This window comes from Sinomonas gamaensis (assembly GCF_005876955.1).
Taxonomy (GTDB): domain Bacteria; phylum Actinomycetota; class Actinomycetes; order Actinomycetales; family Micrococcaceae; genus Sinomonas; species Sinomonas gamaensis.
In genome coordinates this window covers 82,717-103,273 of record NZ_SSCL01000009.1, presented here as the reverse complement: position 1 = coordinate 103,273, position 20,557 = coordinate 82,717, and the positions used below count along the sequence as shown (strand labels likewise).

The 20,557-nt window shown below is 67.2% G+C and carries 18 protein-coding genes; 9 read left to right on the top strand and 9 right to left on the bottom strand.

Translation table 11 applies throughout. From position 1 onward, the window contains the following. Positions 1-70: 70 nt before the first annotated feature. Complete coding sequence (locus tag E5679_RS13165) at positions 71-712, bottom strand: SAM-dependent methyltransferase (protein ID WP_138416574.1); 642 nt, start codon at positions 710-712, stop codon at positions 71-73. Between the two features lie 138 nt (positions 713-850). Between E5679_RS13165 and E5679_RS13160 the strand changes: the two genes are divergently transcribed. From E5679_RS13160 to E5679_RS13145, 4 genes are all read left to right on the top strand, one after another. Continuing rightward, positions 851-1,039 (top strand): DUF1918 domain-containing protein, encoded by a 189-nt coding sequence (locus E5679_RS13160; RefSeq protein WP_138416572.1) that lies wholly within the window; start codon positions 851-853, stop codon positions 1,037-1,039. A gap of 106 nt (positions 1,040-1,145) precedes the next feature. Further along, entirely contained in the window at positions 1,146-2,240 is a 1,095-nt protein-coding gene (locus E5679_RS13155; RefSeq protein WP_138416570.1) for a baeRF2 domain-containing protein, read from the top strand. A gap of 28 nt (positions 2,241-2,268) precedes the next feature. Beyond that, on the top strand, positions 2,269-3,237 hold the full coding sequence (locus E5679_RS13150; RefSeq protein ID WP_138416568.1) for an aldo/keto reductase: 969 nt from the start codon (positions 2,269-2,271) through the stop codon (positions 3,235-3,237). A gap of 118 nt (positions 3,238-3,355) precedes the next feature. After that, positions 3,356-3,934: a hypothetical protein gene (locus E5679_RS13145; protein ID WP_138416566.1), complete on the top strand. Its 579-nt coding sequence runs from the start codon at positions 3,356-3,358 to the stop codon at positions 3,932-3,934. A 78-nt stretch (positions 3,935-4,012) separates the two neighbouring features. Here E5679_RS13145 and E5679_RS13140 read toward each other — a convergent pair whose 3' ends face one another. After that, the gene (locus tag E5679_RS13140; protein ID WP_138416564.1) at positions 4,013-4,867 is read right to left on the bottom strand and encodes a type IV toxin-antitoxin system AbiEi family antitoxin domain-containing protein; all 855 of its coding nucleotides are present in this window, start codon (positions 4,865-4,867) and stop codon (positions 4,013-4,015) included. Between the two features lie 82 nt (positions 4,868-4,949). Further along, positions 4,950-5,669 carry a DsbA family protein gene (locus E5679_RS13135; protein ID WP_138416562.1) on the bottom strand — a complete coding sequence of 240 codons (720 nt, stop codon included), beginning with the start codon at positions 5,667-5,669 and terminating at the stop codon, positions 4,950-4,952. A 73-nt stretch (positions 5,670-5,742) separates the two neighbouring features. On the opposite strand from E5679_RS13135, the gene E5679_RS13130 reads away from it, so the two are divergent. After that, on the top strand, positions 5,743-6,882 hold the full coding sequence (locus tag E5679_RS13130) for an acyl-CoA dehydrogenase family protein (RefSeq protein WP_138416561.1): 1,140 nt from the start codon (positions 5,743-5,745) through the stop codon (positions 6,880-6,882). Positions 6,883-7,006: 124 nt separating this feature from the next. Here E5679_RS13130 and aceB read toward each other — a convergent pair whose 3' ends face one another. Both aceB and aceA read right to left on the bottom strand, forming a co-directional pair. After that, positions 7,007-8,686, bottom strand: coding sequence for a malate synthase A (aceB, locus tag E5679_RS13125; protein ID WP_138416559.1), 1,680 nt, complete (start codon positions 8,684-8,686; stop codon positions 7,007-7,009). 44 nt (positions 8,687-8,730) lie between these two features. Beyond that, complete coding sequence (gene aceA, locus E5679_RS13120) at positions 8,731-10,032, bottom strand: isocitrate lyase (RefSeq protein WP_249336121.1); 1,302 nt, start codon at positions 10,030-10,032, stop codon at positions 8,731-8,733. A gap of 128 nt (positions 10,033-10,160) precedes the next feature. Here aceA and E5679_RS13115 point away from each other — a divergent pair, with 128 nt between their 5' ends. Then, positions 10,161-11,651, top strand: a complete 1,491-nt coding sequence (locus tag E5679_RS13115) for a helix-turn-helix transcriptional regulator (protein ID WP_138416555.1) — start codon at positions 10,161-10,163, stop codon at positions 11,649-11,651. Positions 11,652-11,663: 12 nt separating this feature from the next. Here the strand turns inward: E5679_RS13115 and E5679_RS13110 are convergent, their stop codons facing one another. The 3 genes from E5679_RS13110 to E5679_RS13100 are packed head-to-tail and all read right to left on the bottom strand — an operon-like array spanning position 11,664 to position 16,069. Beyond that, positions 11,664-13,988, bottom strand: a complete 2,325-nt coding sequence (locus E5679_RS13110; protein ID WP_138416553.1) for a hypothetical protein — start codon at positions 13,986-13,988, stop codon at positions 11,664-11,666. Positions 13,989-13,994: 6 nt separating this feature from the next. Beyond that, positions 13,995-14,636 carry a peptidoglycan-binding protein gene (locus E5679_RS13105; RefSeq protein ID WP_249336120.1) on the bottom strand — a complete coding sequence of 214 codons (642 nt, stop codon included), beginning with the start codon at positions 14,634-14,636 and terminating at the stop codon, positions 13,995-13,997. A 56-nt stretch (positions 14,637-14,692) separates the two neighbouring features. Then, positions 14,693-16,069, bottom strand: coding sequence for an MFS transporter (locus E5679_RS13100; protein WP_138416551.1), 1,377 nt, complete (start codon positions 16,067-16,069; stop codon positions 14,693-14,695). 163 nt (positions 16,070-16,232) lie between these two features. On the opposite strand from E5679_RS13100, the gene E5679_RS13095 reads away from it, so the two are divergent. From E5679_RS13095 to E5679_RS13085, 3 genes are all read left to right on the top strand, one after another. Then, on the top strand, positions 16,233-16,937 hold the full coding sequence (locus tag E5679_RS13095; RefSeq protein WP_138416549.1) for a response regulator transcription factor: 705 nt from the start codon (positions 16,233-16,235) through the stop codon (positions 16,935-16,937). Then, positions 16,934-18,355: a sensor histidine kinase gene (locus E5679_RS13090; protein WP_138416547.1), complete on the top strand. Its 1,422-nt coding sequence runs from the start codon at positions 16,934-16,936 to the stop codon at positions 18,353-18,355. The genes E5679_RS13095 and E5679_RS13090 overlap by 4 nt, the downstream gene beginning before the upstream one ends. Positions 18,356-18,436: 81 nt before the next feature. Continuing rightward, entirely contained in the window at positions 18,437-19,318 is an 882-nt protein-coding gene (locus E5679_RS13085; protein WP_138416545.1) for a TAXI family TRAP transporter solute-binding subunit, read from the top strand. A 3-nt stretch (positions 19,319-19,321) separates the two neighbouring features. Here the strand turns inward: E5679_RS13085 and tgt are convergent, their stop codons facing one another. Further along, positions 19,322-20,554, bottom strand: a complete 1,233-nt coding sequence (gene tgt, locus E5679_RS13080) for a tRNA guanosine(34) transglycosylase Tgt (protein ID WP_171042377.1) — start codon at positions 20,552-20,554, stop codon at positions 19,322-19,324. Between the last annotated feature and the right edge of the window lie 3 nt (positions 20,555-20,557).

The window sequence follows — 20,557 nt, the reverse complement described above, 5'->3', positions numbered from 1 at the left end:
AAGAAGAAGGGGCTGCTGCCTACGAGCCTAGCTCCGAGCTCCCATCTTCACGGGGAGTTCGGCGGGGCGGTTAGCGGCGCCGGGCTTTGAGCACCGCGTCCGTCATGATGGCGGTCTGGCCTTCGGGACCCGTCACCTCGCGCCCGTCGGAGGCACTCGTCTCGACCTCCCACGCGTCGGCGCGGAGGCCCAGCGAGACGGCGAGCTCCTCCGCCGTCGGAAGCTGTGCCTGCTCGGCCTCGTCGTGCCCGTGTCGGGACCACGGCGGGAACGCGACGTGCCCCACGACGAACAGCAGCCCGCCCGGAGCCACCGCCTCCGACGCCCGGCGGAGGATCTGCTCGCGCGGGAGCTCGATGGGGGAGTGGAGGAACTCGGCCGAAATGAGGTCGAACTCGCCCTCCGGCGTCCACTCGGTGAGATCACGGCGCAGCCAGGTGATCCGCTGGGCCACGCCAGCCTCCTCCGCGTGCTGTGCTGCGCGATCGAGGGCGACGGCGGAGATATCGACCGCCGTGACCGTCCAGCCGCGCTCGGCGAGCCAGATCGCATCCGCCCCCTCCCCGCAGCCGAGGTCAAGGGCCCGGCCGGGGGCGACCATGGTGATTTCTCGGACGAGCGACGCGTTCGGTTTTCCGCTCCACACACGGTGGCGCTCGCTGTAGAACTCGTCCCAGAACTCGGAAGGGCGCGGCTTGTCGGCGGTGTCCATGCACCACTCCTATCGGTGGAACGGCCGCAGCGCAAGGGAACCTGCGGCTTCGTCGGAGGCCCTCCGCAAGGGCTTCGCGGGCCCTTCCGCGCGGCGGTGACCCTACGTAGGCTCGTGGGTCTAAGGAGGTGATCCACGATGAACGCAGTGCAAGGTGATCGGATCGTCATCCGCGGCCGAACCGTAGAATCGGCGGATCGGCACGGAGAAATCGTCGAGGTCAAGGGTGCCAATGGAGAGCCGCCCTACCTGGTCCGCTTCGACGATGGGCACGAATCTGTGGTGTACCCCGGAGGGGATTTCGCCGTCGAGAAAGCACACAGCTGATTCCTGCGCCGGCCGATTCCCGCGTGGCTCTTTTGCCGCGGGAATCGCCGTGCGTGAGATCGCTCCGCGCGGGTAGGGCGAACGTATCGAATCGAGGAGGAAGCACATGCATGCCCTGAGGGACTTCGCCGAATCGCTTCGGGAGAGCGGCCCGTGGTGCACAGTCCACGCGGACGTGAGCACAGGGACGGTCAGCAGCCTCGAAGCCACCGAGGTGCTCGGTGAGAACATGGCCCGCCAGCTGGTTGATGCGGGGGCGCGCGAGGAAGACGCCAAAGCGGCCGAAACCCTCGTCTGGTCGGCGAAGGGGACGGCGGGCCCCGTCTCCCGCTTCGTCCTCATCCGGCAGGGCGAGGTGGTGGTCAACGAGATCCTTCCCGGCGGGACGACGCAACCCCTCGTGGAATGCGCGCCGATTCCGAACCTCCTGCCGCTCGCCGCCGTGCGGGGGTCCGACGTCGAGTACCTCGTGGTGGAGGCGGAGCGTGCCGAGGCGAAGATCAGCCGCTTCCGCGCGTCCACCCGGTCGCCCATCGAGAGTCAGGAAGTGACCGGCGAGACGGAGAACATCCGGAAGGTCCCGGTGGGAGGCTGGTCTCAGGGCAAGTACCAGCACCGGACCGAGGAGATCTGGAAGCGCAACGGTGCCGATGTCGCCGCCGAGGTCAACCGCCTCGTCGAGGACGGAGGCATCCAGCTCGTGGTCCTTGCGGGCGACGAGCGGGCGCGCCTCATGGTGCAGGACGCGCTGAGCGAGCGGGCAGCCGGGCTCGCGCAGACCGTGGACATGAATTCCGCCGCCGCCGGCGCTGACCGCGACCGGTTCGAGGAAGCGGTGGACGCCGTCGTCGCGGGCGTCGCCGCACGGCGCCAGCACGAAATGCTCGAGCGGCTCGTCGGCGGGCTCGGGAGCGTTGCGGCCGGCGGCTGGGCCGAGACCCTGCGCGCCCTCCAGGAGGCGCGGGTGGACACCCTGCTCCTCTCGCCCGAGGCGGCCGAGGGGCGCAGGCTTCTGGCGCTCGGGGCTGAACCCTGGATCGCGAACGACGAGTCCGAGGCCCTCGGTGCTCCGGTCCTCGGGAGCGTGGACGCCTCCGCGGCGCTCCTCCGGGCTGCTGTGCTCACGCGCGCGGACACCGTGCTGTTCCCGCGGGGCGCCCTCGATTCGGGCGAGGCCGCGGCCGCAATCCTGCGCTGGTAGAGCTCTGCCCCTCAGAAGAAGGAGAACTGTGCATTACACGCGTCTCGGAAAGACTGGCCTCGAGGTCTCGCGCCTCGCGATCGGCTGCATGAGCTTCGGCGATCCGCAGCGGGGGAACCATCCCTGGAGCCTCCCCGAGGAGGAGAGCCGGACCCTCATCAAGCAGGCCGTCGAGGCTGGTATCAACTTCTTCGATACCGCAAACGTCTACTCGGCGGGCAGCAGCGAGGAGATCGTGGGCAGGGCCCTGAAGGACTTCGCCGACCGCGACTGGCTCGTGATTGCGACAAAGGTTCACGGCCGGATGCACGAAGGTCCGAACGGCGGGGGCCTCTCGCGCAAGGCGATCATGTCGGAGATCGACGCGAGCCTGCAGCGCCTCGGCACCGATTACGTGGACCTTTATCAGATCCACCGCTGGGACCCGCACACGCCGATCGAGGAGACCCTCGAGGCCCTCCACGACGTGGTCAAGGCTGGAAAGGCCCGGTACATCGGGGCGTCGTCGATGTGGGCCTGGCAATTCTCTAAGGCCCAGCACCTCGCGCGGGCCAACGGCTGGACGCCCTTCGTCTCGATGCAGGACCATTACAACCTGCTGAATCGGGAAGAAGAGCGGGAGATGCTCCCGCTCTGTGCAGACGAGGGAGTGGGCGTAATCCCGTGGAGTCCGCTCGCCCGCGGTCGCCTCACCCGCGAATGGGGCACGACGACGGCCCGCACCGAGAGCGATGCGTTCGGGAGCCGGCTCTATCCGGAGGGCGACAAGGAGATCGTCGAGGCCGTGGGCCGCGTGGCCGAGCGCAGGGGCGTTCCCCGCGCGCAGGTCGCGTTGGCGTGGGTCCTGCGGAATCCCGTGATCACGGCGCCGATCGTCGGCGCGACCAAGAGCTCGCACCTCACCGACGCGATCGCCGCCCTCGACGTGCAGCTCGACGATGCCGAGGCGGCGGAGCTCGAGCAGCCGTACACCCCGCACGAGTCCGCGGGATTCTGAGATGACTAACTTGTAAACATTGCAACAAGTTCCGTTTTGTCCCTTTCGCCATTCAGTTGATTTTGGCTACGGTGAGCGTGCCTGACGTCAATCGACCGAATCTGTGGGGGACCCAAAAATGTTGAAGAAGGCTTTCGCTGCCCTGATCTTCGCGCTCGTCGCCTTGGTGGGGATTCAGCCCTCGGCCGCGACCGCCGCCGACAACACGCACACCGGCTACGTTCCGAACCGCACCATCACCATCACGGGGCTGCCCATTCCGGGTGGGACGATCGTCATCATCTTCGCCCCTGGGTCCTTCCGCCCCGGGGAACACGTGACGGTCATCGTCGGGGGCCGAACCGTAGGCGGGGGACATGGCCACGGCGTGACTCTTGGCGCCTTGAAGGCGGAGGTCCCGGGTCTGGACAAGGAGGCCTCGGCCGACGGGTCCCTCAAAGTCACCATGACGCTCCCCGAGGACGCGGTCGGAACTCAGACCATCACGGCGACGGGGGCCGAGTCCGGCAACGTCGGCACGGCAGCCACCACCGTGGTGCCGCAGGACGTGACGCCGAACCCCGCCCCGCCCGCCGTCGTCGGCGCCAACGCGCCGCTGCCGCTGCTGCTGGCCTGGGTCGGCGCCGGGGCGCTCATCCTGGCCGCCGCAGCCGCCGGGACGCTCGCGTTCCTGCGGCGCCAGCGGCGCGCCGTCTGAGGAGCCCGTTTGATTTCGACCGGGATCGAAATCCCTGCATCGGCGTGTCCGCGCGACACGCCGATGCAAGGGCCCAATTCACCGATCGATCCCGGTCGGAAACCCGAGCATCCGGGTCACCTCTGAGACGAAGAGCTCCGGCCGGTACACCACGTCGGCGTACCCGTAGCGGAAGACTGGATAGCCGGCCAGCTGGGCCGCTCGATCCCGACGTCGGTCCTTGTCCCGCTGACGACGCTCCTCGTGCGTCTTCCCGTCGAGTTCGAGGATCAGCCGTCGCTCAACGAGCGCATCCACCCATCCGACTCCCGAAATCTCCACCTGCGTTTCAACCTGCAAGCCGGCTCGCCGGAGGTGGGTCCGCCCAAGGGTCTCGAGGGGCGACTCCGATCCCGTGTCGACGAGGTCCAAGACGCGCCGGGCTGCGGCGTTCCGGCTACCGGGCAGACGCTCCCGGATGAAGTCCAAGGAGAGGCCCCGATTCCCAGCGGACTCGGCGATGAGCAGGGCCTCCAGCTCCGGGAGGCACCGGAGCGAGTGAAGTACGACGTCGGCCAGCCCCGCCACCGGCGCGTACGGATCGGGCGGCACCCACGTGTCCCGGTGAACCACGGCATCGGGCCGGCCTTCGCCCGTTCGCCGCAAGAGGTGGAAACGGTCTGGCAGCTGACCCGGGGGCACGAGCGTCCACAGGCCGTGGAATGTCGCGCCGGAGACGCAGGTCAGAAGCGAGCGAGTCCGCCTCGCTGCGACGTACACCGGGTCCGCACCCGGGACGGCATAGAGCCCCTTGCGCACGCGAACGAGTTCCCCTCGTCCGACGGCGTCCGCCACCTCGCGCTCGGAGACTCCCCTTGAGAGCAGATCGCGGAGACGGCAGACGCCGTGGAACAGCCTCATGACATGGTTCAGCCGGTCGAAAGAATCCCCCATGAGCCCATCCTCGGGGCCTTCGCCATCGCATCACCGCCGGATCGGCGACTATGTGGACAAGTCCCGGTCGGAACCCGGGCGGTCAGCAGCCGTCCGGGCCGCAGACCTCGCCGTTGAGCTCGTCGGTGTGCGTGCGGTCGCCCACCATCACGAGCGGGTTCGACTCCCGCCACGCCGTCTCGAGCGCCTGCGCGAACAGCTCCGACGGCTGCGCGCCGGAGATGCCGTACTTGTTGTCGAGGACGAAGAACGGCACCCCCTGAATGCCCAGCACCTGTGCCTGCCGAATGTCGGCGCGGACAGCGTCGCGGTACGTGCCGCCGTCGAGCGCTGCGGTGATGTCCTCCTCGGCGAGCCCGGCGGCGCTGCCGATCTCCACGAGAACCTCGCGGTTCCCGATGTTGCGCCCCTGCTCAAAGTGCGCCGAGAGCAACGCCTCCTTGACGGCGTCGGCCGCACCCGCCGGACCACGCGCGGCGGACAGGTGGATCAGCTCGTGGCCGGGGAAGGAATTGGCGACGACGATGTTGGCGAAGTCGTAATCGAGGCCTTCGGCGGCGGCGACTTGGGTGACGTGGTCGAACATCTGCGCAACTTGGGCGGGCTGCATTCCCTTGCGCTGGCTGAGGTACTCAAGCTCGGTCCCGTCGTAATGCTCGGGGAGCGAAGGGTCGAGCTGGAAGCTGTGCCACGTCACCGTGACCTGGTCCTTGAAGGGGAACGCCGCGAGGGCTTTTTCAAAACGGCGCTTGCCGATGAAACACCACGGGCAGGCGATATCGGACCAGATGTCTACGTTCATGAAAGCTTCAAGTAATCCGTGCGCGGGGATATTCCCTCTGTTCTTGCGGCCCATCGCGGGCAAGACTGACGTCATGACGTTCCAGCTCACGGAGGACCAGCAGGCACTCATCGACACGGTCCGCGATTTCGCCGCCGACAGGATCGCCCCGCACGCGCTCCAATGGGACGCAGAGAAGCACTTCCCGGTGGACGTGCTGCGGGAGGCGGGCGAGCTCGGACTCGGAGGCCTGTACGTGGCCGAGGACTACGGGGGCACGGGACTCTCCCGGGCCGACGCCGTCCTGATCTTCGAGGAGCTCGCGAAAGCCGACCCCACCATCGCGGCCTACATCTCCATCCACAACATGATTGTGTGGATGGTCGATTCGTTCGGCACCGACAAGCAGCGCGAGGAATGGGTGCCGCAGCTCGCGTCCATGGAGTCGCTCGGGAGCTACTGCCTCACGGAGCCCGGGGTGGGTTCGGACGCCGCGGCCCTCATCACCAAGGCGACCCGCGAGGGCGATGACTACGTCCTCAATGGCGTCAAGCAATTCATTTCGGGGGCGGGAACGTCGGCTCTGTACATCGTCATGGCGCGGACGGGCGCGCCCGGCGCGAGGGGGATCAGCGCGTTCCTGGTGCCGGGCGGCGCTCCCGGCCTGTCGTTCGGCCTCAACGAGAAGAAGATGGGCTGGAACGCCCAGCCCACGAGCCAGGTGGTCTTGAAGAACGTCAGAGTCCCCGCGGAGAGCCGCCTCGGCGAGGAGGGCGCGGGCTTCGGGATCGCGATGAAGGGGCTCAACGGGGGCCGGCTCAACATCGGCGCCTGCTCCTTGGGCGGAGGCCAGGCGGCGCTCGAGAAGACGGTCGCCTACCTCAAGTCGCGCACCGCCTTCGGGGGCCGGCTCGCCGACAAGGAGGCTCTCATGTTCGACCTAGCGGACATGGAGATGAAGCTCGAGGCCGGCCGCAGCCTCCTCATGCGCGCCGCGGAGGCCCTCGACCGGAACGATCGGGACGCACTCCGGCTCTGCGCGATGGCGAAGCGCGTGGCCACGGATGCGGGCTTCGAGGTGGCCAATCAGGCGATCCAGCTGCACGGCGGCTACGGCTACCTGCACGAGTACGGCGTCGAGAAGATCGCCCGCGACCTTCGCGTCCACCAGATCCTTGAAGGCACGAACGAGATCATGCGCCTGATCGTGGGGCGCATGCTGGTGGAAGGCTGAGGGGCCGACCCGCGCAGCACCACTACGCTGATCGACCCCTCAACTGTTTTTCCCTGACGCCGGCCCCCGACTTTCGGGGTGCGTGTTGCGAGTGGCGCGTGCCGGCGTCGGGAAGTCTCCGCCCCTACACGACGGCCAGCGCACGCTCCGGCTCGGGCAGCCCTGCCTCGTACTCGTCCTCCTTGCCCGCGGTCTCGCACAGGTAGCGGGCGTAGGCCGGGAGGGTCAGGAAGGTCGGGAACTCGGGCGCGAGGGCGACTTCCTCGAAGATCTCGTGGGCATCGCGGAAGCGGTCGCCGTCGAAGCGCTCGAGCTTGGCGAACTCCTCCTCGAACAGCTCCTTGACCCACTCGCGGGTGATCACCTCGCCCTGATCTGTGATGGCGTGCGCGTAGATCCACTGCCAGATCTGCGAGCGGGAGATCTCCGCCGTCGCCGCATCCTCCATGAGGTTGTGGATGGCGACGGCGCCGCTGCCGCGCAGCCACGCTTCGATGTACCGGACGCCGACCTCGATGTTGTTCCGGATGCCGGCCTCGGTGATCGTGCCGGTGCAGGTGCTGAGGTCGATCAGAGCCCGGTCGTCGGGGATGACGTCCTCGCGGAGGCGGTCGATCTGGTTGGGCTTCTGGCCGAGCACCGAGTCGAAGACCTCGCGCGCCACGGGGACGAGGTCCGGGTGGGCCACCCACGAGCCGTCGAAGCCGTCGTTTGCCTCGCGCGCCTTGTCGGCGCGGACCTTCTCGAAGGCGATCGCATTCGCCTCGGGATCCTTCCGGTTCGGGACGAACGCGGCCATCCCGCCGATCGCTGCGGCTCCTCGCCGGTGGCAGGCGCGGACAAGTTGCTCCGTGTAGGCGCGCATGAACGGCTGGGTCATGGTGACCTGGCCCCGGTCGGGGAGCACGAACCGCGGCCCGCGGGTGCGGAAGTTCTTGATGATGGAGAAGATGTAGTCCCACCGGCCGGCGTTCAAGCCCGAGGCGTGCTCGCGGAGCTCGTACAGAATCTCCTCCATCTCGAATGCCGCCGTGATCGTCTCGATCAGCACGGTCGCCCGGATGGTGCCCTGCGGGATGCCGAGCAGGTCCTGGGCGAGGACGAACACGTCGTTCCACAGCCGGGCCTCGAGGTGGTTCTCGATCTTGGGCAGGTAGAAATACGGGCCCTTGCCGGCTGCGATGAGGCGCGCGGCGTTGTGGTAGAAGAACAGCCCGAAGTCCACGATCCCGCCCGCGATCGGCTTGCCGTCGATGAGCATGTTCTTCTCCGGCAGATGCCACGCCCTTGGCCGGACGACGATGGTGGGTCGCTCCTCGGCCGGGCGCAGCCGGTACTCCTTGCCCTCGGGGGTGGTGAAGTCGATGCGGTCGGTGAGGGCGTCGATGAGGTTGATCTGGCCCTGGATGACGTTCCGCCACGACGGCGTCAGGGAATCCTCGAGGTCCGCGAGCCAGACCTTCGTGCCCGAGTTGAGCGCGTTGACGGTCATCTTCCGTTCCACGGGACCCGTGATCTCCACGCGGCGGTCCTCGAGGCCCGGCGCGGGCGGGGCGACCCGCCACGACGGGTCGTTGCGGATGTGGGCCGTCTCGGGCAGGAACTTCGGGTCCTGCCCCTTCCGAATCGACGCCCGGCGCGCGTGTCGGGCCTCGAGCAACTCCTGGCGCCGCTCCGCCGTCGCCCTGTGAAGCTTGGCGATGAACTCGAGCGCGCCCGAGGTGAGGATCTCGTGCTGCCGCGCGAGCGGCTGCGCGGTGAGCGTGATGCCGTTGATGGTGAAGCCGTCACTGTAGGTGTTCATGGGAGGTCTCCTGGTGAACCGTGAGCTCAGCGAACTGAGCGCTGTCAGTGGAATTGGCCCTCTTCGGTGGATCCCACCAGGGCAAGGGTGCTGGCGTTCGGGTTCAGCGCCGTGGAGACCAGGTCGAAGTAGCCGGTGCCCACTTCGCGCTGGTGCTTGGTCGCGGTGTAGCCGCGGTCCTCGGAGGCGAATTCGCGCTCCTGGAGCTCGACGTACGCGCTCATCCCGTTGCGGGCGTAGCCGTGGGCGAGGTCGAACATCGAGTAGTTCAGGGCATGGAAGCCCGCAAGGGTGATGAACTGGAACTTGAAGCCCATCGCGCCCAGCTCGCGCTGGAACTTCGCGATCGTGGTGTCGTCGAGGTGCTTCTTCCAGTTGAACGAGGGCGAGCAGTTGTAGGCCAGCATCTGGTCCGGGAACTCGGCCTTGACCGCCTCGGCGAACTTCCGCGCCAGGGCCAGGTCCGGGGTGCCGGTCTCCATCCAGATCAGGTCCGAGTACGGGGCGTAGGCCTTGGCGCGGGCAATGCAGGGCTCGACGCCGTTGCGCACCTTGTAGAAGCCCTCCGGCGTGCGCACCGGCTGTCCCCCTTCGCGGAGGATGAATTCCTGGTCCCGCTCGTCCACGTCCGAGGTGATGAGGGTCGCGGCCTCGGCGTCGGTGCGGGCGATGATGACGCTCGGCACGCCGGCGACGTCGGCGGCGAGCCGAGCAGCATTGAGGGTGCGGATGTGCTGCTGGGTCGGGATGAGCACCTTGCCGCCGAGGTGGCCGCACTTCTTCTCCGAGGCCAGCTGGTCCTCCCAGTGCACCCCGGCGGCGCCGGCCTGGATCATCGACTTCATGAGCTCGTACGCGTTCAGCGGCCCGCCGAAGCCGGCCTCCGCGTCCGCGACGATCGGTACCAGCCAGCCCTCGACTGAGGCCTTCCCCTCGGAGAACTCGATCTGGTCAGCCCTAAGGAGCGCGTTGTTGATCCGGCGCACGACGGCGGGCACGGAGTTGGCGGGGTACAGCGACTGGTCCGGGTAGGTGTGGCCCGAGAGGTTCGCGTCCGCGGCGACCTGCCAGCCCGAGAGGTAGATGGCCTTCAGTCCGGCCTTGACCTGCTGCACCGCCTGGTTGCCGGTCAGGGCGCCGAGGGCGTTGATGTAGCCGGTGCCGTTCTCGCGGCCCTCGGTCACGGCCTTCCACAGCTTCTCCGCGCCTCGGCGGGCCAGTGTGTGCTCCTCGACAACCCGCCCGCGCAGCTTCACGACGTCCTCCGCCGTGTAGTCACGCTGGATTCCATCCCAGCGGGGATCGGCGGACCACTCGAGCTTGAGGGCTTCAGCTGCTGCGTTCATCGTTGTCTCCTTCGACCTGAACCTCATGAACGGGAACTTCTTCGTGACATCAACTTTTCCGGCTCTGCAACCCCTCCGGTAGAGAAAAGTTCTGGAAAGAAACGCCGTTCTTCACGTATTCTCAAAAAATGTTGCCTGCAGCCTCGTGGACTCGCCCTGCCGAACTGTCCGCCGCCGCCCGGAAGGGCGGAGACGTCGACGTGATCAGCCTCGGCCGCCGAGTCCGTCACCTCCGCAAGGCCGCCGGCCTGACGCTCGAAGAGCTCGGCACCGCCGTGGGCGCGGCGGCGAGCCAACTGAGTCTCATCGAGAACGGCAAGCGGGAGCCGAAACTCGGGCTGCTGCAGCAGCTAGCGGGCGCTCTCGGCGTGGGCGTTGACCAGCTGCTCGGCGCGGAGCCGCCCAACCGGCGGGCGGCGTTGGAGATCGAGCTTGAGCGCTACCAGCGCAGCCCGCTGTACGAATCGCTCAATCTGCCGAAAATCCGTATTGGCTCGAGGACGCCGTTGGACGTTCTCGAGTCCCAGCTCGGCCTGCTCAAGGAGCTCGAGCGCAAGCTCAACGAACAGATCGCGACGCCGGAGGAAGCCCGGCGTGCGAACGGCGAGTTGCGCCGCATGATGCGCGAGCGGGGGAATTACTTTCCTGAGTACGAGGCCCAGGCGCAGAAGGTCCTGAAGGCGGTCGGCTATGCGGGGGGCCCTCTGAGCCAGCATCTCATTTCGGACGTCGCGAGCCACCTCGGCTTCACCCTTCACCATGTGGGCGATCTTCCGCATTCCACGCGTTCCGTGACTGATTTGAAGAATCGCAGGATTTATCTCACGCACAATCAGCGCTCGGAGCACGACCCCCGCTCGGTCCTCCTTCAGGCGCTCGGCCACTACGTCCTGGGCCATGAGACGCCGCAGAGCTATGGGGACTTCTTGGCCCAGCGCGTCGCTACGAACTACTTCGCCGCCGCGCTCCTGCTGCCCGAGCACACGACGGTTGAGTTCCTCCAACAGGCAAAGGCCCGCAAGGAGATCTCGGTCGAGGACCTCCGCGACGCCTTCGCTGTCAGCTACGAGACCGCAGCACATCGGTTCACCAATCTCGCGACGCAGCACCTCGGTATCACGACGCACTTCCAGAAGACCCATCAGAGCGGCATCATCTACAAGGCCTACGAGAACGACGGTGTCAATTTCCCCATGGACCACACCGGGGCCATTGAGGGCCAGCCGGCGTGCAAGGCCTGGACGAGCCGCGCGGTCTTCGACGTCCCGGACAAATTCAGCTCGTACAGCCAGTACACCGACACGGTCAACGGAACGTTCTGGTGCACGGCCCGCACCGAGCGGAGCTCAACAGGCGAGTTCTCCCTGAGCGTGGGTGTCCCCTACCAGCACGTCAAGTGGTTCAGGGGGCGAGAGACGACGGCGCGCGCCACCTCACGCTGTCCCGACCCCTCGTGCTGCCGGCGCCCTCCCGCCGAGCTGAGCGACCACTGGGCCGGAAGCGCCTGGCCCTCTGCGCGGGCTCATTCCCACCTGCTCGCAGCCATGCCGCCGGGCGCCTTCCCCGGTGTCGATGAGACCGAGGTCTACTCCTTCCTCGAGGCCCACTCGGGCACCTGAGGGATCCTGGAGTCAGCTCGGAGAGGCGGTTGCCACAGGGACGGGAGTCTCGGCGGGAGCCGGAGATTGCGGTGCCGCGGTGGGTGCAGGGGCCACCGTCCCGGAAGAAGCATCGATGCCGGGTGCAATCGGAAGTTGAGGCTCTGGCGTCGTTGGCGCGGTGGCCGTGCCCGGCGCAGCCGGTGAGGCACTGGAACCGCCGCTCGCCGACGTGCCGGTCGCTGCCGTCACCGTCGGCGTCGGGCTCGGCGTAGGGCTAGCCGAAGTCTGATGAGTCGCCGACGGGTCCTGCTCGACAATCTGCCGAATCCGGGAAATGTACTGGTTCAGCTGATCCTGTAGCTGCGAGAGCGGAACGGTCTGGATGGAGGCCTCGAACCTGCCGATCTCGTCCCACACCTTCGCCAGTTCTTCCATTCCGGCAGGGCTGAGGGGTCCATCCAGAGTCAGGACGAGCTGATTTGCGAGGGCGACGGCGAGGCACTGGGCGCAGTTGTAATTGGCGGCCACGGCCAAGTTCTCGGGGACCACGGCGTTGACCTGCCCCACGATCAGCACCACCTGGAACGCGACGGCGACCGCGGCGCAGTCCCGACAGCTGGCAAAGGCGTACGCCTCGTTGGTATTGAGCGCCACCCCGTCCTCGACCCACACCATTGCGAACGCGACGTCGTAGACCACCGATCCGTCCTGGGTGTTCACTGCCAAGGCCTGGTTCCCGCCGCTCTGGGGCGGCAGCGGCTTGCTGAAGGGAAAGACCCAGGCCGGGGCGTGAGCGGGACCGGTTTTCGTGGTGGTCGTCTGGCTTGGCCGAGGGACGAGCACCATGGCCAACCGCGGCTTGTCCGCCGTCGGCCTGGCAACTCCCTCGGGCCAGACGGCGGCGAGGCGGCCCTTTTGTCCCTGCACGAGCCGGTCGGTCCTCGGAGGGGCGACGCTGAAGGCATCGGTGACAGCGCCGCGCTCGTAGGGCTGGATCGGCCGATAAGTTGATCCCGTCGGCCACCAGACGGCAGCGAGCACTGCAAGGACCGTGACCCCCGCGACGGCTGAGAGCGTGCGCTGAACCGGGTGCCCCCGAGTCTTCCGCCATGTCCTTTGGACACCTTGGCTGGCCATCCGAAGGAAGATGAGCCCCATTCCGAGGACGGGGAGGGCCGCGGCGAGGATCATGACAAGTTGCGCCCCGGCCTCCATCAGGTCGCCACGGCTCGAAGCCGCAGTCAGGGCTGCACCCCGGTGCGCAACGCTCGCCCAAGCGGTGGCCAACACTCGCGGGAGCGTGATGGCCATGAGCACAACGCTCCCCAGCAGGACGGGGACTACGACCAGAACCCAGAGGGTGACGATGGCCCGGGCCCATGGCTTGAGAACCTTTGTCTCGGGGTGGCTCCAACGCCACGGCAGCAGGCCGAGCAGAGTCGGCCGGATGCGGTGGAAGAGATCGGGGACTCCGGTGACGTCCGCGAGCACGTGGTACCCGTCGAAACGGACCAGCGGCGTGAGCTGGCGGAGCATCTGCAGGATCTGGGTGAGGATGACGAGGAGCAGCGCGTCGTAGCGGGTCACCCACCAGACGCCGCCGATCAGGACCGTGACAATGGCGTTGAAGTAGAGGCCGCCGAGGTCGGTGCGGATGCGGCCGCCGCGCCCCAAACGGTAGGAGTCCGTCACATCGGTGTAGAAGGCGGGCCAGAAGAGGTAGAGGCCTGCGCCCATGGCCCCCGGCGTGGCCCCGCCGTAATGTGCGGCAGCGGCATGCCCAAACTCGTGGAATCCGGCGGAGAGAATGGTGACGGCGACGACGAGCAGCAGAAAGCCGGGGTTCTCGAAAGCCTGATAGGTCGCCGAGGCCAGGCCCTTCTCGGCCAATAGCCACCAGCAGACGAACAGGAAGACCGCCACTACAGGGGCCACAACGAGTGGCTGGAACAGAGGCGCAAAGGGTGCCGTCAGTCGACGCGTCTTCGCTTCATCGGTCACCGTGTACCGGAAGCGCAGGCTGAGCAGCGGATTCGACCGTTGCACCTTCGGCTGCGACCCGTCCGCCAGCGTCAGCAGCCCCAGCGGGCGCAGCCGTGAATCGATGAGCGTCTGGATGTTCTCCGCCGTCACGCGGCGGCCGAGCTCGTGGCTCACTCGGTCCGCTAGCTCGGTGATGCTGCTGTTGCCGTCCACGGCGGACAGGACGGAGTAAAGCAGCGGCGTCAGCTGAAGGGTCTGGCCATCCCCGCGCCGCACGAGCGCGGGAGCGGTCCGGTAGCCAGAGCCCTTCAGCTCGCCGATCAGTTCGAGGCCGTCGGCACGAGCCGGCACATGCTCTTGGACGACCGCCATGCCGGCCTACTGCTGAAGATCCGAATGCTGCTCAGACGTCGCCGTAGCAGCTCCGTCGATGTGTTGGGTGATGATCGCCTGCTGCTGGGCATCGGCGACGGCAGTGCTGTCGACGGTACCGATGTTCGCTGCGACCCCGGCATTGATCGGAGCGGCCACATTGGCATTCGCTGCCACTGCACCGTTGATCGGAGCAGCGATACCGGCATTCGCGTCGAGGTTCACGTCGACGTTCAGGAGGCTGCCGTCGGCAACAGCGGTCGGGTCGGTGGTGGTCGTGGTGGTGGAGGTCGGATCGCTGGTCGGAGCCGGCACCGGAGCTGTTCCTTGATCGATGTTGCTGTCCTGGACGGAGTTGGCCGTCGCGTCGGCGTTGATGCCCTGATCGATCAAGGTGCCCTGATCGGCAATCCCCGCAGAGGTGGACCCCACCGAGAGGACATTGGCTGAGGCCGAGGCATCGATGGGCGCCGCCACATTCGCATTGGCGGCGACCCCCAAATCGATCGGCGCCGCAGCCTCGATCCCGAGATTCAGGTCTGCGTTGAGGTCAAGGATCGAGGCCACCTCCTTGTCCGGCAGGGGGGTGATGCCCTCTGCCGCGAGCTCCTCGTCGGACAACGGCTCCATGTTCTGATCGTCCTTCATCGCATGCTCCCTTCGGACGCGCTCCTGCCGCCGTTGGTTTCCCAGAAGAACGCCGTTCAATCAAGCCGGCTCGTCGCTCGCGTGCTGAAGGCTTCGCCGAATTCGTCGTCGAGCGGAGTCTGCTTCTTGTTCCCCAAGAAGAACACGTAGACGACGAGTGAGATCACGATCGTGATGGTCACGTACGTGAAGAGCCACTCGTTGTGGCCTGAGCTCGAGAGCCACTCGCCGATGAACGGCACCGTTCCGCCGAAGAGGGAGTTCGCAACGGCGTAGCCCAGCCCGACGCCGAGCGCGCGCACCGAGGAGGGAAACAGCTCGGCCTTCACGAGGGCGCTGATTGAGGTGTAGTTCACCACGATCACCAGGCCTGCGAGCATGAGCAGGAACGCCATCACAGGGTCCTTGACCCCGGCGAGCGTTGACATGATGGGCCAGGTGAAGATCGCGCCGAGCACGCCGAACGCGATGAGCTGGGGCCGGCGGCCGATCTTGTCCGAGAGGAGCCCGAACACGGGCTGGAGCAGCATGAAGACGAAGAGGGCCCAGAAGTTGATCACCGAGGTCTGGGTCTTCGGGATCTTCGAGACGCTGTTCATGAAGCTCAGGATGTACGTGGTGTAGAGGTAGAACGCGCACGTTCCGCCCATCGTGAGGAAGACGACGACGAGGAACGCCTTCCAGTGCTTGGTGAAGAGCAGCTTGAGGGAACCCGGCTCAGTGCTGCTGGGCGTTTCGGCGGCTCGCGCCTGCGCCGCCTTGACCTGTTCGTTCGGGATGGTCTCGTCCATGGTGCGGCGCAGCCACAGGACGATGAGGGAGGCGATGGCGCCGATCACAAACGGAATCCGCCAACCCCACGCCTTGAGCTCCCCTTCGCCCAGAAGGCCCTGGAGCACGACGAGTGAGAGGAGCGCGAGCACCTGACCGCCCACGAGGGTCACGTACTGGAAGCTCGAGAAGAAGCCACGGCGCTTCGCCGTCGCCACCTCACTCATGTAGGTTGCGCTCGTTCCGTACTCGCCCCCCACGGAGAAGCCCTGGAGGAGGCGCGAGAAGTACATGAGAATGGTGGACCAAACGCCGATCTGCGCCATTCCCGGCAGGACCGCCACGAGGAGCGAGCCAACGCCCATGAGGCTCACGCTGAGGGTCAGCGCGGCACGACGACCGCGACGGTCCGCGAATCGGCCAAAGAACCACGAGCCGACGGGCCGCATGAGGAACGTGAGCGCGAACGTCAGATACGCGTCGATCTGGGCCTGGACTGGATCCTTCGCGTTGAAGAAGTAGCTCGCGAAGTACGCCGAGAACGCCGCGTAGACGTAGAGGTCGTACCACTCGATGAGGTTGCCTGCTGATCCCTTGAGCGTGTTGGCGATGGCGCGCCGCGTCTGCGCGGCGCCGCTCATCGCCTCATGGGTGATGGTCATAGCTGTACTCCCTGCTCGGCGCCGCCCTCGGCGCCTGTCACCCGTTCACGCTAGGGGTGACACGGAACACAGCCCAAGCTCGGCCGTGAAGTCCTAACACTTCCTTAGGACTCGGGCCTTCCGGGCAAGGAGTAGTCTCTGCCAAGGAGCCGGAGGTAGGGGTATGCGCGTGCTGATCGTCGAGGACGACGACGCAATGGCCGGCGCGCTCACGGCCTCCGTGCGCTCGGCGGGCCATCAGGCAACTCGGGTGAGCCGGGGCGCGGACGCCCTCCTCGCCCACCGCGATCAGGAAACGATCCTGCTCGACCTGGGCCTGCCGGACCTGGACGGCCTCGACGTCCTCCGGAAGCTGCGGCAGGTCACGCACGTGCCGATCCTCATCCTGACGGCCCGCGACGACGAGCGCAGCGTGGTTCTCGGCCTCCGCTCGGGCGCGGACGACTATCTGGTGAAGCCCGTCAAGCTCGTCGAACTCCTGGCGCGCATCGAGGCCGTCGCCAGGCGAGTCGTCCGCGGTAGCGGGGTCGAGCGGCGGCAGTTTCACGTGGGCGAGGTAAGCATCGACCTCGACAGGCGAGCGGCCGCCGTCGGCCGCCGGGAACTCCAGCTGACCGCCACCGAGTTCGACCTCCTCGCACTCCTTGCGAGGCATGCCGGTCTAGTGGTGACGCGCGAGCAGATCCTCGACGCGCTCTGGGGGGACGCGTTTCTTGCCAACTCCCGTTCCCTCGACGTGCACCTCACGGGGCTGCGGTCCAAGCTCAAGCTCCCGGGATTCATCATCAACGTCCGCGGAGTCGGGTACCGGGTCGAGGGAGACGCCAGCGAGGGCACTGCGCATGAGGACGGGAGCGCAGCCCGATGAGGCTGCGGGTACTCGGCATCTTGAGCCTGTTCTCGATCCTCGTGGTGGCCGCTGTGTCCGCCTCGATCCTCGCCTCGGTTAGCAGGGAACTCACCCAAGAACTGCAGATCAACCGCGTTGCGACGCTCAACCGGTTCGCTCAAGTCGCCGACGACGCGACGTCGAGCGGAGACAGCAACCAGCTCCAACGCGAGATGGCCCGCTACTCGGAGCTCTACGGAGAGGGGATCGTGGTCCGCACTCCCCAGACCACCCTGAGCTCGGGCGGCGTCAGCGCTGACCAAAGGGAGGTGCGAGACGCCCTCGCCCGCGCGCGCCTCAACCTCAACGACACGACGCTCGAGCCCCTCCAGCCATTCGGCCCACGCTCGGAGGTGATTGCCCGCTCGTTCGGGACGGCGAACCAAGTGCTGGGGGCGGCGGCGCTCGACGTCGATCTGGGTGCTGCCCAGCAGAAGCTGCGGGAGCGCTGGCTGCAGGTGCTCCTGGGAGCGTTCGCCGTGTGGGCGCTCCTGCTCGTCGGGGCGGAGCGGGTCACCGCGTGGGTCCTGCGGCCAGTGCACAGGCTCACAGCCGCCGTCGTCGACTTCGAAGAGACCGGGCGAGCCGCGCGCCTACGCGAGGAGGGACCGCCGGAACTCCAGAGGCTGAGCAGCGCGTTTTCGACGATGGCCGAGCACATCGGCGCAAGCATGCAGGCCCAACGCCAGCTCATCGCGGACGCCTCGCACCAGCTGCGCAACCCGATCGGCGCCCTCCGCCTGCGGGCGGACCTCCTTGCCCTCGAGCTCGAGACCTCTGCCCAGCGAGCGGCGGCGGCAGGCGTGACAAGCGAACTCGAGCATGTCGAGGAGATCCTCGACGGGCTCCTTCGCCTCGCAGCTGCCGAGCACCGGGTCCAGGAAGGCAAGGCGCCGGGTAGAGCGGGCCCAGATTTCGATGAGGGCGCCCGGCCGCTGGATCCATGGACCGTCCTTCAGGAGGCCGTCGAGCGGGCGGAGCCAGCGGCCTTTCGGGCTGGCGCCCGGCTTGTGCTCGCCGATCCGCCCGAACCGCCGGTGAGGATCTCCTGCAACAGCATGGACCTCTCAGACATCATTCGGGAACTGCTTGAGAACGCGATCAAGTACGCCTCGGGCGCGAACATCCGGGTCAGCGTCAGTGAGCGGGAGGGCACTGTGACGCTTGAGGTGGCCGACGACGGCCCCGGGCTCTCCGCGGACGAGCTCGCTGCCTCGACCACGCGGTTCTGGCGGTCTCCGCAACACCGGGACACGCGGGGCACGGGCCTCGGACTCACGATCGTCGAGCGTCTGGCCGACGCGAACGGCGGGCACTTGGTCCTGACCCTGGCGGAGCCGCACGGGCTCGTGGCGAAGGTCGAGTTCCCTCTTTACGAGGAAGCCGCCAATGCCTGAGACGGTGTCGCGTCGCCATGCCCTGCGGCTCGGTCTCGCGGCAGGCGTCGCGGGCCTCGAAGCTGCCGCTCGACCGCCTGCATGCCCGGTCCACGCCTCGACTCCCTTGTGGTGGCGGGTGGCGAGTCAGGCGGTTTCTACCTTGAGTTCGCCACCCTTCTCGCGGCATCCCTCGAACGCCATGGCCTCGTGCGAAAGCCATCAGCGCTGGTCACCGGCGGAAGCCTGGACAACATGGACCGGTTGGCACGCGGCGAAGCGACTGTGGCCATCGCCCTCGCCGACGCCGCCACAGAACGCATCGGAGCGGAGGCGCAGGCGGAGTCCTCATCGGCACCGAGGCTCGTCGCCCTCGGAAGGGTGTACGAGAACTATGTCCACTGCCTCGTGCGCGCGGACAGTGGGATCACCGCGATGGGCGACCTCGGAGGACGCACCGTCGGCCTCGGGGCTCCCGGGGCAGGGACCGCGCTCACGGCGCGCAGGCTGCTCTCAACGGCGAGGCTCAGTGTCCGCGAGGAAAACCTCGGCCTCAACGACGGGCTCGCGGCCCTGCGGAGCCAGAGCATCGAGGCGCTCTTCTGGTCGGGAGGCGTGCCCACAGCGGCTGTCGCGGCAGCCGCGAAGGAGATCGGCCTCAGGCTCCTCGACCTCTCGGCGCTCATTGCACCCGTCCGGGCCCGCTACGGGGAGTTCTACGATCGGGTGTTGGTCCCGGAGGGTGCCTATGAGGGAGTGCCGTCCACGTGGACGGTGGGAGCAGCCAACCTCCTGCTCTGCCGGGCCGACCTCGACGGCGACGTAGTCCGCGGCACAGTCGACCTTCTCCTGAGACGCGCGAACGAGTTGGTGCCCGCGTCAAGCCTCGGTGTCCAGTTCCTCAGTCCCGAGACCCTCATCAACACGGCCGGGATTCCCCTGCACCCCTCGGCCGAGGAGGCCTACCGCGAGTTCCACGGCTGAGGCTCACCTGCTGTAATACCGTCCCAGCGTCTCTTCCTTGAAATCCCAGAAGGTGCCGTCCTCGATCGAGGTGCGGGCGCCGTCGACCATTCTCACCACGAAGCGCTCGTTGTGGATCGAGATGAGGGTGTGCGAAAGGAGCTCTTTTGCCTTGTAGAGGTGGCGGATGTAGGCGCGCGAATAGTGCTGGCAGGTGTAGCAGTCGCAGCCCTCTTGAAGGGGACCCCAGTCGCGGCGGTATTTGGCTCCCGAGAGGTTGAAGCGGCCCTCGGCAGTGTAGAAGGCTGAGTTGCGGGCCACCCGCGTGGGGGAGACGCAGTCGAAGGTGTCGGCGCCGGCCTCGATGGCGGCGAAGATGTCGTCGGGTTCGGAGATGCCGAGCAGGTGCCGGGGCTTGTCCTCGGGCAGCTCCTCCGAGCACCAGCCCACAATGGTGCCCAGATTCTCCTTCTCGAGGGCGCCGCCGATGCCGAAGCCGTCGAACGGCATGGCGCCGAGATCACGACACGCCTTCCGGCGCAGATCCTCGTACTGGGCGCCCTGGATCACGCCGAACAGCGCTTGATACGGCCGGTGCGACCGCTCCTCCGTGAGCCTGAAGTGCTCGGCCACGCAGCGTTCCGCCCACCGCCGCGTTCGCTCGAGCGACTCCTCCTGATACGCGCGGGAATTCTGGAGGGTGGTCAGCTCGTCGAACGCGAACATGATGTCGGCACCGATCTGATGCTGCACGTTCATGGAGATCTCAGGGGAAAAACGGTGCTTGTCGCCTGTGAGGTGACTCTTGAACCACACGCCGTCCTCGTCGACATGGGCGAGGCGCTCTTTGCCCGGGGCAACCGCATCGTCGCCGTGCTCGTGGCTGCTCACGCCCTGCATGTCGATGACCTTCTTGAAGCCCGAGCCGAGGCTCATCACCTGGAAGCCGCCCGAATCCGTGAAGGTGGGACCCGACCAGTTCATGAACTTCCCCAGTCCACCGGCCTCGTCGAGGATCTCCGGCCCCGGCTGGAGGTACAGGTGGTAGGCGTTCGCGAGGACCGCCTGAGCTCCAAGGTCGCGCACGGACTCGGGGAGCAGCGCCTTGACGGTCGCCTTGGTGCCGACGGCGATGAACGCCGGGGTCTTGATCTCGCCGTGGGGCGTCGTGATCGTGCCCGTCCTGCCCAAGGTTGAGCCCAGACGGGTGTCGACGCGGAAGGAGAACTCGGATTGGCGAGGGTGGGTGTTGGGCACTCC